Origin of the sequence: Methanobrevibacter boviskoreani JH1 (genome assembly GCF_000320505.1) — an archaeon.
Lineage (GTDB): Archaea > Methanobacteriota > Methanobacteria > Methanobacteriales > Methanobacteriaceae > Methanarmilla > Methanarmilla boviskoreani.
Map to the genome: position 1 here is coordinate 15,360 of NZ_BAGX02000001.1, position 14,538 is coordinate 29,897.

At 29.1% G+C, this 14,538-nt stretch carries 12 protein-coding genes; 1 reads left to right on the forward strand and 11 read right to left on the reverse strand.

The window, feature by feature from the left end:
- Positions 1–38: 38 nt before the first annotated feature.
- The 3 genes from ON24_RS00070 to ON24_RS00080 all read right to left on the reverse strand — a co-directional run bounded on the left by ON24_RS00070 (position 39) and on the right by ON24_RS00080 (position 5,850).
- Complete coding sequence (locus ON24_RS00070) at positions 39–2,630, reverse strand: U32 family peptidase (protein WP_050553500.1); 2,592 nt, start codon at positions 2,628–2,630, stop codon at positions 39–41.
- A 299-nt stretch (positions 2,631–2,929) separates the two neighbouring features.
- Entirely contained in the window at positions 2,930–3,175 is a 246-nt protein-coding gene (locus ON24_RS00075; RefSeq protein ID WP_016358974.1) for a hypothetical protein, read from the reverse strand.
- 71 nt (positions 3,176–3,246) lie between these two features.
- Positions 3,247–5,850, reverse strand: coding sequence for a U32 family peptidase (locus tag ON24_RS00080; RefSeq protein ID WP_040681524.1), 2,604 nt, complete (start codon positions 5,848–5,850; stop codon positions 3,247–3,249).
- A 150-nt stretch (positions 5,851–6,000) separates the two neighbouring features.
- On the opposite strand from ON24_RS00080, the gene tmk reads away from it, so the two are divergent.
- Complete coding sequence (tmk, locus tag ON24_RS00085; protein ID WP_040681525.1) at positions 6,001–6,594, forward strand: dTMP kinase; 594 nt, start codon at positions 6,001–6,003, stop codon at positions 6,592–6,594.
- A 1-nt stretch (position 6,595) separates the two neighbouring features.
- On the opposite strand, the gene xseB is transcribed toward tmk, so the two are convergent.
- The 8 genes from xseB to mcm form a co-directional block, all read right to left on the reverse strand.
- Positions 6,596–6,865 carry an exodeoxyribonuclease VII small subunit gene (gene xseB, locus ON24_RS00090; RefSeq protein WP_050553501.1) on the reverse strand — a complete coding sequence of 90 codons (270 nt, stop codon included), beginning with the start codon at positions 6,863–6,865 and terminating at the stop codon, positions 6,596–6,598.
- 10 nt (positions 6,866–6,875) lie between these two features.
- Positions 6,876–8,264, reverse strand: coding sequence for an exodeoxyribonuclease VII large subunit (gene xseA / locus ON24_RS00095; RefSeq protein ID WP_040681526.1), 1,389 nt, complete (start codon positions 8,262–8,264; stop codon positions 6,876–6,878).
- Positions 8,265–8,303: 39 nt separating this feature from the next.
- Entirely contained in the window at positions 8,304–8,519 is a 216-nt protein-coding gene (locus ON24_RS00100; protein WP_040681527.1) for a hypothetical protein, read from the reverse strand.
- 48 nt (positions 8,520–8,567) lie between these two features.
- Positions 8,568–9,530 (reverse strand): tyrosine--tRNA ligase, encoded by a 963-nt coding sequence (locus ON24_RS00105; RefSeq protein WP_016358968.1) that lies wholly within the window; start codon positions 9,528–9,530, stop codon positions 8,568–8,570.
- Between the two features lie 37 nt (positions 9,531–9,567).
- Entirely contained in the window at positions 9,568–10,632 is a 1,065-nt protein-coding gene (locus tag ON24_RS00110; RefSeq protein ID WP_040681528.1) for a 60S ribosomal export protein NMD3, read from the reverse strand.
- Between the two features lie 72 nt (positions 10,633–10,704).
- Positions 10,705–11,118 (reverse strand): translation initiation factor IF-2 subunit beta, encoded by a 414-nt coding sequence (locus ON24_RS00115; RefSeq protein WP_016358966.1) that lies wholly within the window; start codon positions 11,116–11,118, stop codon positions 10,705–10,707.
- Between the two features lie 326 nt (positions 11,119–11,444).
- On the reverse strand, positions 11,445–12,047 hold the full coding sequence (gene hxlB / locus ON24_RS00120) for a 6-phospho-3-hexuloisomerase (protein ID WP_016358965.1): 603 nt from the start codon (positions 12,045–12,047) through the stop codon (positions 11,445–11,447).
- A 264-nt stretch (positions 12,048–12,311) separates the two neighbouring features.
- Positions 12,312–14,312: a minichromosome maintenance protein MCM gene (gene mcm, locus ON24_RS00125; RefSeq protein WP_016358964.1), complete on the reverse strand. Its 2,001-nt coding sequence runs from the start codon at positions 14,310–14,312 to the stop codon at positions 12,312–12,314.
- Positions 14,313–14,538: the final 226 nt, after the last annotated feature.

Here is a 14,538-nt window from a genome sequence, read left to right on the forward strand (position 1 = left end):
ATATATAATATTCTTTAGATAGAGCATATGAAAACTATTTATTGTAGTTGTCTGTTAAAATTTAATTGGGTTGCATTATACCAAAAATTATTAATTAAGTCCTGATTTAAGTCATCTAGATTTTTAAGAGATTCTAGTGCATTTCTAAATATTTCGCTGATTTTATTAACATTTTCTGCACTTTCCCATCTTAAATCAATGGCATAATTGGACATGCCAATGTTATTTAAATAGTCTAGCTCTTTAATTAATGATAATCTTTCATAATATAATATGTATAAATCTTCGGTAATTGTACCTTTAACTGGGTAGTAATGGTTGTTTTTGTCTTTAATTGAGATATTCAAATCGGTGTCTTTGGAAATTTTAATGTTTAATTCTTTTCTAATGTTTTTAATATCTTTTTTAGACATTATTGGCTTTCTTGTAATCATTGCCTCCAGAATACCGCCGATAACAATTTCCAGTTTATCGGTATCTGAGTTTGAACGTAGATCTTTAATATCCTCTTTTGAAAGTTCTGTAGATATTGTAAGTATGTCAAAATTATTTAAGCTATTGGCTGTTTCATGATTGTAAAGATTTAATCCCTGAGAACCATATACGTTAATGTTATAATTCTTTAATATTTCTGCTAATCTATAGTTGGAGGCCATAATGTCTGTATAAATGTCTAGTTTATGTAATATTCCAAGTGTTTTAAATAAACCGTTTATTGTGTCTCTACAACATACTTTGGGCCACATCCATACAAGGTTATAATCCTTATCCAAACTTAACTCATATGCTTTTTTAATGAAATTAACGCAATAGTTTATATTAAATTTCTCTTTATAATTTTCAGATAAAATATTCATTTCATTTGGAGGAATCTCTAGATAAACCCTTTTAAATATTGGGTTTTTATTGATCTCTTTTAATGCATCTAATGAATTAATATAAATGGACAAATTCTTGTTTTCGCAATTTTTCTCTGTTTTACTATATCTATTCTTAAAGTAATTATTTTTATACTCTTTATAGTTTGACTTAACTTTATCTAGGTCTTTTGGAATATATGATTCCTCTATCTCTTCGGTTAATTTCTGGTAAAAATCCCTTCTAAGCTTATTTAAATTACTCATAGGGGTAAAAAGATTGTCCGTATAATTAACATTAACATGTTTTATATAAAATGGTAAATTGTCGGTTTTATTGAAGTTTTCTCTGATTTTTTTAGAATCTACAGGTTTATTTATAGCTTCCTCCCATTGATTTTTGCCCTTGTATTTTAGTTCAACTGTCTTTCCATTTCCTAATTTAAGGTGTCCTTTAATAATTGGATATCTATTTTTATTTACTTTAAAGTCGATATCAAGTACTGATTTTTTATAACTATGGTTTTCACCATTTAATCCTTGTTTGGTCTCATCCTTGATTGCTTTTCTTTTTGAAATATAAACCTTGGAGTTATTATCGATTTTAATATTTATGTTTTTATTTTCTCTGATTGTCTTTAGAACAAGAAAATCGTCTTCAAACTTGGGATCGATTGAAAGTTCAAATCCATATGTATCCCTTTGGCTATTTTCTAAAGGTTTTCCCTCAATTAATATTCCATCACCTTTTTCAGGAATGGTTTTGCTGGACAATTCTACTTTGATTGTATTCTTACCATTAAAATCAACTACATTTCCAATAAAAAGTCCATTATTGGATGGTTTTTTATAGTTCATTATTCTATTTGGATTATCGAGTAAATGGCCACGTGTGAATTTACGATTAAAAACAAGACTTAACTCCTCGTTATGAGGTAAATGTTTATTATGTCTTAATTTATTAAGTGCTTGTCTATATGTATTAACTACAACTGAAACATATTCCTCGTTTCTCATTCTTCCTTCAATTTTCAATGAATCTACAAAAAGAATTCTCTCTAAATCGTCATATAATGAAAGGTCTTTTGGAGATAAATAGTATTTTCTTTTGCTTTCTATGAGGAAATTTTCATCTAAACTATTGCCATTTTCACAACATAAACTATATTTTAATCTACAAGGTTGGGCACATCTTCCTCTATTTCCGCTTCTGCCCCCAATATATGATGATAAAAGACAATGTCCTGAATAGGAATAACATAATGCTCCATGTAGAAACATTTCAACTTCAATACCATTTTGATGAGCATATTTTGTTATTTCTTTAGCCTCTTTAAGTTTTAATTCACGGGGTAATACTATTCTTTTAATTCCCATTTCTTTTGCCCAGTCAACATCCTCAAGATTATGTATATTTAATTGTGTTGATGCATGAATGGGGAGGTTGGGGATTATTTCATGTACGATTCTAATAAGACCTACATCCTGTATAAGAAGTCCGTCTATGCCAATTTCATATAATCTAATAATATAGTCTATTACCTCAGGGATTTCCTTTTCCTTAATAAGAATATTAACAGTTACATAAACCTTGACATTGTAAAGATGTGCAAACTTACTAGCTTCCTCGATCTCCCCCAGACTAAAATTTTCCGCATATTTCCTGGCACCGAATTCTTTACCGCTTAAATAAATAGAACTTGCACCATTGTATACTGCAAGTTTAAGATGATTCATGTTTCCAACTGGAGCAAGTAATTCTGGTATTTTCATAGTATCCTCATAAATTAATTATATTAATAATATTTTATCTTTATTAAATAATAAATCTATAAGATTTTTAATTTCTTAAATAAATATTTTAATCTTTTTTTTAAAAACGAAAGTTTTTATAAATATTTTAAGAATAACTTGAATTTTATTATTAATTTAACTTTAGGAATAATATTTAGTTCTGGAGTAAAAACAGTTTTTAATAAATGTATTTTAATTTAAATCAGTAATCTTAATTAGATCATAAAAAAAGCTTTTATTAAAATAATAAAAAATAGAAAAATTTGTATTAAATAAATTTATAATTGAAATGCAAATCTGTATTCCTGGTTTACAATTTTAAATCCAATAAATTCAGCATTTAGAATCTCAGCTATTTTATTTAAATCTTCTGTTTTAATTGCATTACCTATGTTAATGCTTGAGAATATGTTAATTATATTATCATCAGTAATAAGATAATTTAATTGATAATCCTCTTCTTTATGATAAGGTTTTACAACTTCTAAGATTTTTGCTTCAGTATCTTTATCTAAATCAGTCATGATAACACCTCTTTATAATTATTGTTACCAATAAAATATTTATACTTTTCTTTTTATGAAAATCCGATTTTCTAATAATTCTTATCTTCTAATCTTCTTCCGTCAATGAAATTACCATTATCTAACGGGGACTGGGAAATATTGGAAATGGTTTGCTTAAGAGATTCTCCATCTGTCTCTCCATTAATACCCTGGGTATATAATGAAATAATCTGAGATACATATTTCTCACTTGAAAATCTGCAATCAAGTACAATGTTTGTAACACCAATATTCTTTATGGTGTCTATCTCATCAATTAAACAAAGACAGTTATTATTGAAGAAATGACTAAATCGATTGTAGTCAAATCTAATTTTGATTTTAAGCTTACGTCTTTTATCTTCTAATGTCACATAATCTTTGTTGTCATTCAATTCAAGGTTTTTTCCTTCATTTAATTTGGAAAAATCATCTTTACTTGTCATAAGCTCAAGGTTTCCATGTACAAGTAACTCAAGTGGGAATTCTTTATTTTCCTCTCTTAATGTCAATTCTTTAATTTCATCTTTTGATAATTCATTGGAGATTGTAAGACCGTCAAATCCACTATCAATCAATGTATCAACAGTATAACTATTCCAAACATTGAGATTGTGGTGACCATAAACCTTACAGTCGAATACATCTGCAAGTCCTGGAGCATCACACATTACATTAATAGAAACCCCTTTTCTTTTAAGACTATTGATGATCTTATTGGATTTTTCAATGTCCTTTTCTGAGATGAATGAGGATAAAACCCAAACAAGCTCTACTCCATTGGCTATTTCATATGCCTTTTCCAGTTCTTTTGAAACATTATTGAAGAAGTCTTTCGGATCTTTATAGTTGAAGTTAGCGTCATAATAGACTCTAATGATTGGGTGTTTACAAACCTCCCTTAGAAGATTTAAATTATCCACATAAACATTTAAACCAATGTATTTGTTATAGTTTTTCTCATAATTGGATTCTGTGGCTTCTAGGAATTTACCCCTGTTTTTATACTCTTTTCCATACTTTTTAATTGATTTTTTAATATCCTTAACCTCATCCTTATCAGGTATATAATAATCAAGAAGAAGCTCGGAACCTTTATCTAGGATTTCTCTTCTGATTTGATTTAGTTTACTGGTTGGAATGAATAAACTATCTTTAATTTCTTCAACAGTTATGTCCTTAATATAAAAAGGAGTACCTCCAGTTTTTGACATTTGTTTTATAATCTGTTCCTCATCAATTGGTTTTTTAATAGCATCTTCAAGGGAATACTCTGAGGTATAATCGTATTGGACAGAGTCATCTTTAACTTCAAATGTAATCCTTCCGCTTATATGTCTGTTTTCATCAATTTTTAAATCTAAAGTCATTGGATAGCTTGGTTTGATTTGTTCTTTTGTATATTTCTTAAGTTTATCATGGGCCTCCTTGGAATAACTTAGGTAAACTTCAGTTCCAATGCGAACATCCCTTGTAGTATTCAATTGAATTTCGTTGTCTGTCTGTTTTATTATGTTGTCGATGTAAATACCTTTGATCTTTCCCCTATATTTAAATCCTATTCCGTCACCATTCTGAAGTGTAACTGGATGTTGTTTCTTGCTTGTATCAATGGTGATAAGTTCTCCGTCAATATTGGTAATCACTCCTATATAGATTCCCTGGTGATATGAACTTTCCCTTCCCATCACATCTCCTGGGGAATCATTTGAAATATATCCATTTGTGTAATATCTGTTAAAGGCTAAATCTAAATCATATTTTAATTCCTTTACGATTTCCTCTTCGGTTTTACCATCTATTGTAATTTCTTTATTGATTCCTAATTTCTCATTTTCTTCATGTTTTTTAAGGATATCTAGCATATTACGATATGAATGGACGATTGTACCTACATAATCTGCAGACTTAAGTCTACCTTCAATTTTTACAGAACAAACACCTGCATCGGAAATTTCCTTAAGATTGCTGTAAGTTGCAAGATCATGTGTTGAGATTAAACAGCCATTACTTATTGTATGGTTATGATATCTGAGCCTATATTGATTACGGCAAGGTTGGGTACATGCACCTCGATTGGCACTTCTGCCATTGTTAAATGAAGATATGTAACATTTTCCACTTAAACAGTAACATAAAGAACCATGACCAAAGACTTCAAGTTCCATAGGTATCTTATCTTCTTTTAATCTTTTTGAAATTCTGGATATTTCATTAACACTCATCTCACGAGGTAATATTACACGTGACATACCCTGTTTATAGGCCCATTTAATACTTTCATAATCTCTAATGGTCATCTGGGTGGATGCGTGAATTTCAAGATTTGGAATGAATCCATGGGCTAGATTTACAATTCCCAAATCCTGTATAATAACAGCATCAACACCAATTCTATAAAGATAGTGAAGATATTTTAAAACAGATATAACCTCTGAGTTATTCATTAATGTATTTACAGTAACATGTACTGTGGCACCATTTAAGTGAGCATATCTAACAGCTTGCTCTAATTCCTCAGAGGTAAAGTTTTCGGCAAATGCTCTTGCCCCATAACGATGTCCAGATAAATAAACCGCATCAGCTCCTGCATTTATGGCAATTACGAATATGTCATATGATCCTGCAGGTGCAAGTAATTCTTTAAGATTCATTTCATATCTCCTTAAAATTAATAAAACGATAATGGTAAATTTTTATAATTTGAAATTAAAAAACATTATATAATAATTAATTATTTAATCTTTATTTATTTTAAATTTATTAGAATATTTTAAAATTATTTAATTTATAATAGTGATTCTATGTATATTGTATTTGAGGGAATTGATGGTGCAGGTAAAACTACACAAATAGAACTATTAAAAGATTGGTTAGTTAATAATGGTTTTCAGGTAGAAACTGTAGTGGAACCTACAGATAGTGATATTGGTAAACTTATAAGAAAATTATTACAAGATGAGAATGCCACTTCAGAATATATGCAAAAAACATTGGGTCTACTTTTTGCAGCAGATAGGACATTGCTTATGAATGATATTGAAAGTTTTCAAAAAGAAAATAAGGTGGTCATTAGTGATAGATCTTTTTATTCTAGTTTAGTATATCAGGAACCTGCAGATTGGATTGAAGAGATAAATAAATTTGCTAAAATTCCGGATATGGTGATATTACTTGATTTGGATTTGAAAACCTCAGTATCTAGAACAGAAGGTAAGGATGAATTTGAAAATGAAGAGTTTTTATCATCTGTTAAAGATAAATATCTGGAACTTGCAGATAAACATGATAATTTTACAGTAATCGACGGAAATAGTGGTCCTAAGATGGTTGCACATAATATTAAAATTAAAGTTGCACCATTACTTGGAATATGTAAGGATTGTATAACTGATTAATTTATTCGGTATTTTCATCTAAATTAAAATCAATAATTTCTCCATTTTCTTTTACAATTTTGGATATGGAATCTTTGGCCTCTTTTAACTTTTCATCACAGGATTTAACTAAGGTCATTGCTTTATTGAACTCTTTTATGGCATCATCAAGTGGTATGTCTCCACTTTCTAACCTATTTACAATATCCTCTAATTCTTTAATATTCTCTTCAAAACTATTGTCTTCAATGTTTTTTTGTTTATAATAATCTTCTAAGTTGTTGTTTTCCATTTTATCCCCTTTATATTACTTTGGTATTAATATTTCCATCGTTGAATTCTACTTCTATCGTGTCCCCACTTTTAAGATTCTTTGATGATTTGATATATTTTCCATCGTGTTTTACTAATGTATAACCCCTTTTTAATGTATTTAACGGGTTTAATAATTCTAGTTTCTCGAATAATTCAATATATTTATTAAAATTTTTATCTAGAATATAATTCGGATTCTTAATGGGGTAGGCATTCTTTAATCTATTTAATCGGTTCTCTTTTTTGTTAATAATTGATTCTGATTCAACCTTCAATTTATAGCTTATATTTGAGTATTTGTCATATTTTTTATTCACCATGGAATAGGGGTTTTTTAAAAGATAAGAATTTTTAATGCTGTTTATGTCCTGTTCTTTATATTTTATTAAATTGTTAGCACTGTATTCTAATCTGCTTTTTAAATTATCCAAATCCAATTCCTTAAGTTCGTATATTTCCTCAGGATTTGTAAATAAACCTTTGGATTTAATATTTTCTAATTCTTTTTGATGATTATTTATCTTATTTTCAATATTTTTAAAAGCCCTAGAATGCAGGTAATCAATTTTTGACTTAATGCTTTCTTTATCAGGTACAACTAATTCTCCTGCAGCAGTTGGTGTAGGGGCTCTTAAATCAGAAACGAAATCGGCTATGGTATAATCCCTTTCATGACCTACTGCACTTACTGTGGGGATGTTACAATAGGAAATCGCCCTTGCAACAATCTCCTCATTAAATGGCCATAAATCTTCAATACTTCCTCCACCTCTTCCGATAATTAAAGTATCAAGGTTATATTTCTGGCTTTTCCTTATTTGTTTTACTATGTTTCTACCTGCAAGTTCTCCCTGGACCAATGACGGAAATAATATGATTTCTGTATATGGCCATCTTCTTTTAATGGTGGTAATAATATCTTTAATTGCAGCACCAGTAGGTGAGGTTATAACTCCAATTCTCCTCGGAAACCTTGGTATCGGTTTTTTATTGTCCTCATCAAATAAACCTTCGGAGGATAATTTCCTCTTTAATTGTTCATATGCTACAAGTAAATCTCCCTTTCCATCAACTTGCATTCTTTTAACATATATCTGGTATTTACCACGTTCAGGATATAGGCTAACTGTTCCTCTGATTAATACCTGCATACCATCTTCAACTTTAAATTTAAGAAAATTAGCATAGGACTTAAACATAACCGCATTAATGGAACTTTTTTTATCCTTTAAAGTGAAGTAACAATGTCCACTTGAGTATTGTTTAAAATTAGAGATTTCTCCTCTTAAATATACCTTTTTTAAGTCCTGATCTTCATCAAGTAAATTTTTTACATATTTGTTTAGTTGGGAGACTGTTATGTATTTATCGTCCATAAAAATCAGTTTTATATTAAAAAATAAAAATTAGAAAGATTATTTAGGTCTAGAACCTTCTTCAATCTCTTTAAGTCTTTTTTCAATTTCATCATATAAGAATTTCTGGGCCTTTTCCAACTCTTCTTTGGAACCAATGAGTTTTGGACCATATTCTGATTGTTTTAATTCAACATCGAATTTCTCAAATGCTTCCGCAAGCATTCTTTCTCCAACACCATTGGGAACTCTCATTTCATAATCGTCTTCATTCATTTTACCACCTTGTTTAGCTATTAACTAAAATTAAAAAATTCAGGAAATTTAATTTTTTTCCATAAATTCTCTTGCTGGTCTTAAAAATTCAATCATATAATTACTGATTCCATTTTTTAAGTCCATTGGATGTAAGTTACCTTCACCATATATTTTAATTAACTCTTCTTTAGTTAATTCAAGGTTTCCACCAAATTTCTCAGGTCTTTCAATAAGCAATGTTTCCTGGTAAGGATATACGAAATGCTCAGCTATTTCAATCATTGGATTGCCTTCGACTTCACCTTTTGGACAGTAACTTTTATTGATTTTATCTTTAATTGTTTCCTCGGAATCATCCACTGCAATAAAATTACCTTTACTTGAAGACATCTTATCTGCTCCATCAAGACCATGTAGTAATGGGGTGTGGATACAGACTGGTGGTTTCAAACCTAATTTTGGTAATTCTTCCCTTGCTAACATTTGAATCTTTCTTTGTTCAAGTCCACCTAAGGCAATATCTGTTTTAAGGGAAACCATATCTGCAGTCTGCATTAATGGATAAATTGTACTCGCTACTTTAGGGTTATCATCATCCCTGCTTACCATATCCATACTTCTTCTTGCTCTTTTTAAGGTAGTTAAAGTAGCTAATTGGTAAACAATATTGGTATATTCAGATTCTGTTTCAAAACTGGATCCTAATATATATTCTGTATCCTCATTAAGACCTAAAGCTTGGAAACATTTTTTATTATATTCTGCAGTTTTAGCTATTTCCTCAACGGTTCCCTTACCATTTAAGAATGCATGATAATCTGCAAGTAAAATCTTAATTTTAAATCCAATTGATTGTAATTGTTTTAATTTCATTATGGTAATTGCATGTCCTAAATGAATCTTACCGGAAGGTTCATATCCTGTATAAGCTATTGGGTTTTCTTTAGATAGTATCTCTTTTAATTCTTCTTCTTCAATTACTTCTACAGTTCCTTTTTTTATTAATTCGATCTTTTCTTCGTTATTCATATCATCACATTATGATTTTTATTTTTTGTAATTATGATTAGTTTAATTTTTTTTTAATTGTAAGTAATGGGTAAAATATTTCATCTACCTTGACGACTTCTATTTCATCCCCAATATTAAAATCTCTATATTCTTCAAGCATATCAATATCATATGCAGAGTAATCGTCAGGATTTAATATCTCAAGATTACTTGGGGATTTTGATATTACTGAGGTTTTTTGAATATCTTCTCTCTTTTCAATAACTTTAACATTGTCATATTTCGCCCATGAAAATGAGAATTTTTCACAGGTTTTAATATTGGATGCAAGGGTTTTATCTGCATTAATATCAATAATTTGGCCTATTTTATCTTCAAATTCAATAATGTCACCTATTTGAAATTTAGGAAGTCTTAAAGATACCCAAATTCTATATAATCTCTTTCCAGTAGATTTGTCCTCTGAGATAAGCCGTGGAGATTCCTTACTTGTTCCACCAAAGTGATTTTTAAGACCATTTAACACTTTCTTACCAGATTTATATGATCCAATATAATAATCGATACCCTCTTTTAAAACGGCCCTTTCATGAAGATACGCTAATTTATCTTTTTTAAACTGTTTATTTAAAACGTTATATATTATTTCATCGGCTTTCTGAATTTCTTCCGGTTTAAGTTCTCTTTCATCGGCTCTTAGTTGTATTACTATTTCATAATATCCTGAATTTCTTTTAGAACAGGTGGGACATGTTGAATTTTTGATTTGCACATTAGTATTATAATGTTCTCTTAATTCCCTTCCTTTAAATTCACCTATTGCATCAATGGTACACTCGGCTATTGTTCCTCTCATCTGAACGATTTCAAGATCGATGATTTCATCTTCAATCATGTCATCGATTTCGATGTTATCTTCAAGTGTACGGTAAATTATTTCCTCTTCAGGAATATCCTCATCAATCCATTTTCCTTGATAATATTTAGCATTACAATGTTTACATACTGTAATCTTAATGTTTTCAGGTATTTTTAAGAATTGATAATTTTTTAAAAAACAGTCAATACAAATATTACCAATCATCTCTTTATCAGAACTACCACATTCTGGACAAAACATAACTACACATCAAAAAATTTAATTAAGAAGTTTAAAAATAAATAAGATATTAAAAATAAAAAAATAAAGAATTTATAATGGTTTAACTGGAGCTCTAGCACCACAAGCTAAACATTTAAGTAAGAAGATTCTGTCTTCCCTTACAATAATAGTATCTGGCCTATTACATTCATGGCAGATAACATATTTGTCAACATAATCTTCAATTCTTTCATTAATTAAATAATGAGTGAATTTACCTTGTAGGATTGCTCTTCCTCCTTCAAGGTTTCCCGCAGTACCTAATTCTCTTAATAAATATTTTAATAGATGTTGTGGATCTCTATTTAATTTTTCTGCAACATCTTTAAAGTTTTTAATAAAAGTTCTGTTTCCTTGAATATCAGAGTAAGCTCTTGGTATTTTAAACCTTTTTGTTTCGAATACTTCTGGAGGTAATTCGTCAATTGCTCTATTTAATAATTTTTCATATTCTTTATCTTCCATGAATATCACTCCTTTAGGTTCTTAATGATTAAATAATAATGATAATTAAATTAAAAATATTAATAAAAATATTATTTGATTAAAGTTATTTATAAAATATATTAAATATAATTATAATTTTAATCACTTATTAATATAACTTATATTTTGTTATTTTTTAATAAATTTTTAAAGTTCTTTTAAAAATAGATTTTTATTAAACATGTTAAGTTTATTTTATATTGTTCTAACAGAATATTTTTTTGAATCTTCAATTTTATGCAATAAAATAAAATAAAGTTTTTAAATTTAAAAATAGTTTTAAATAAATTGAATAGTAAATGAATTTATTCTAGTTTTGCATGTCTTGCTTTAAGATCTGCTTCGGTTTTACCCATTTTACCCATAAGTTCTGTTATAAGTCCGTCTAAGAAAACAAGGGATGTTATTTCAAAAGCAGTACCTAATGGTGTAAAGAAAGTATAATTTCCTTCAATCTGTCTATTGGTATAATCTTCACTTTCTGATTCTTTATCAATATCTTCTTTATTTCTTCCTTTAATATAAATATGGGTTTTAGAACATTTTGCTATACTGGAATCTTCATTTGAGGTCAAAGACATTACAAATGCTTTTCTTTCAATTGTCTTCTTTACTGCAGCAACAATTGATTCTGTTTCACCTGAACCTGAAACTGCAATTAAACAATCCCCTTCATTAATTGCAGGGGTAATTGTCTCACCTATAACATATGTACTGATTCCAAGGTGCATCAACCTCATTGCAAATGCCCTTGCAACAAGACCACTTCTTCCAGCACCCATTAAAAAGACGTTATTGGCATTTAAAATTCCATTTAAAAACTCTTCAATTGTATCTTCATCTAAATATTTTGTTGCAGTATTAATGTTAGCTAAAATCGCATTAATTGATTTCTTCATCATTTCCATAATAATTACCTATATCCATCTCATAATCTATATCTTTATATATATTTTTATAATTATATAATGATTATTATTTTTTTTAAAATATTATTATAATTCTAATAGTTTTTTATTTAATTTATGAAAAATTTTTAAAATTCAACATTTCTTATATTTCTATTTAAGAATGTAATGAAGGAAATTGGATTTTATTTATTTAAATTAAATTAAATGATTCTTATAGTATCTAGAAAAATCTAATTTAAAAGATTCAATTTTATTTAAATATTATACTCGTTTTAAATATCCATGACTTGGTTCATAGATAACTCCTTTTTGTTTAAGAGTACGTATAATACGTTCTGCTTTGTCTTCACTAATATTATAATTATCTTCGAGATTGGATATTAAAACATTTAATGGTGCTTGATCACCATATTCCTCTTGTAGGCTACTTATCTCTTCAATTACCTTCTGCATTTTATCTCTGTCTGAACTTGGGGTTCTTCCTTCAACTTTATCAATATCGATTTCTCCAGTTTCAGGATCAACACCAACCTCTTTAAGACAAGCCATTTGAAGTTTAACTGCCTCCTTAGCATCCTCAGCTTCAACTTCATCCTTTAATCTTATTTTTGCACTAGCCTCTGCTAAACGAATAGTAGCCTCTAATTGTCTTGCTGTAATTGGAACTGGTCCTTGTTCTTCAGATGAACTATTCCTGGTTGATACATAAAATTCTTTTAAAACATCCATTGCTTCATTGGTTAATTTTGGATTTGAATTTTTACGTGCATAAGCAATATATTTCCTAAGTAAATCCGGTTCAATTGCATACTCAACAGAGTTTTTCTGGTGGATATCAAGAATATGTTGTGCTAATTCTGAATCGTTTTTAACATCTGGTTTATCTTCAATTACAAATATCAAATCAAAACGAGATAAAATCGGGGATGGTAAATCAATTTGCTCTGCTAATGCTTTATATCTATCAAATCTTCCAAATTTAGGGTTTGCTGCTGCAAGTACTGAACATCTTGAGTTTAAAGTTGCCATGATTCCTGCTTTTGCAATACTTACGGTTTGTTGTTCTAAAGCTTCGTGAAGTGCTGATCTGTCTTCCTCTCTCATTTTATCCAATTCATCAACACATACATTTCCCTGATCTCCAAGTACAAGTGCACCTGCTTCAAGAGACCATCCTCCTAGTTCATCTCTTACTGCAGCTGCAGTTAAACCTGCTCCAGTTGTACCTTTACCACTAGTGTAAATACTTCTAGGAGCTAATTTGGAAACATATTTAAGAATCTGGGATTTACCGATACCTGGGTCTCCTACAATAAGAATATGAATATCTCCCCTTAATCTAGTATCATCCTCTAAGACTTTAGCAGCTCCTCCAAATAATTGTAGTGCAATTGCTTCCTTGACATTACGGTATCCTCTAATGGAAGGTGCTGTAGATTTTATGATCTTATCATAAATGTGGGGGTCCTGTGATAATTCAATGATCTTTTCCTCATCTTCTTCACTAATTTTTAATTCTTCAAATTCTTGTTCTAATGGTTCAATATGGTTAACATATATGTAATTTTTAAATTTACCACTTCTATCTTCCCTGAATGTTTTTAAAACTCCGGTTATCCTAACCTTGTCTCCAGGGTTAAGCTCATCTACAAGATCATCTTCAAGAACCATCAACATTTGTTTAGGTTCAGTACCTCCAGATAAGTTTTCTAAAGGTTCTTGCATACGTGCAGTCTGAGTATCAATATAATGTGATTCCTCTTGAAGTAGCCTAAATGATCTTCCTCCACAGTTTGGACACATTGATGGTTCTACTATGTGATTCTGTGATGTTTGTTCTACCTCGTATTTTTTAGTACATCCTCTACATTCAAAAGTAGCAGTTTCAATTCTAGGTCTGATTTCGTCTGTTTTTCTCACGATTCCGTCTGCTGCTACAAAACTTCCAATATACTTACTTAATAATATATTGAGAGGGATAACATTTGATAAATTAGCTATTCTAACATTAATATCTGCATTTTGAACAAGGGGATCAATATTTCTAATTGCAGATTGCGCTGCACTTAAAACATCATTTGGTGCATCGATTAGATGGTCAGCTAAATCTGGATCAAACATTTCCAAGTCATTATATTGGATAGTTATGGATTTTTCCTCAGGATATTTCTCTAAAACATCAAATACTTCATCTTTGTATTGTGTTGAGAAAAATTCCTCAAATTTTGTAATTGTTGTATTAACTTTTTCACTTGGACTCATAATATACCCTAAATTTTTAGTGTAATTAATGTTTGTAAATTTTTATTATTAAACTATATTATTTAAAAAATTTTTTATAAAAAAAATTTTTATTTAAAGTTGGAAAATCTTAATAAATCTATTTTTTTATTAGTCTGATTTTATTTTAAAAGTTGGAAAATCTTAATAAATCTATCTTTTATTAATTGATTTTACTTTTTATATAAAAGATTAATGTGGTTCTTTT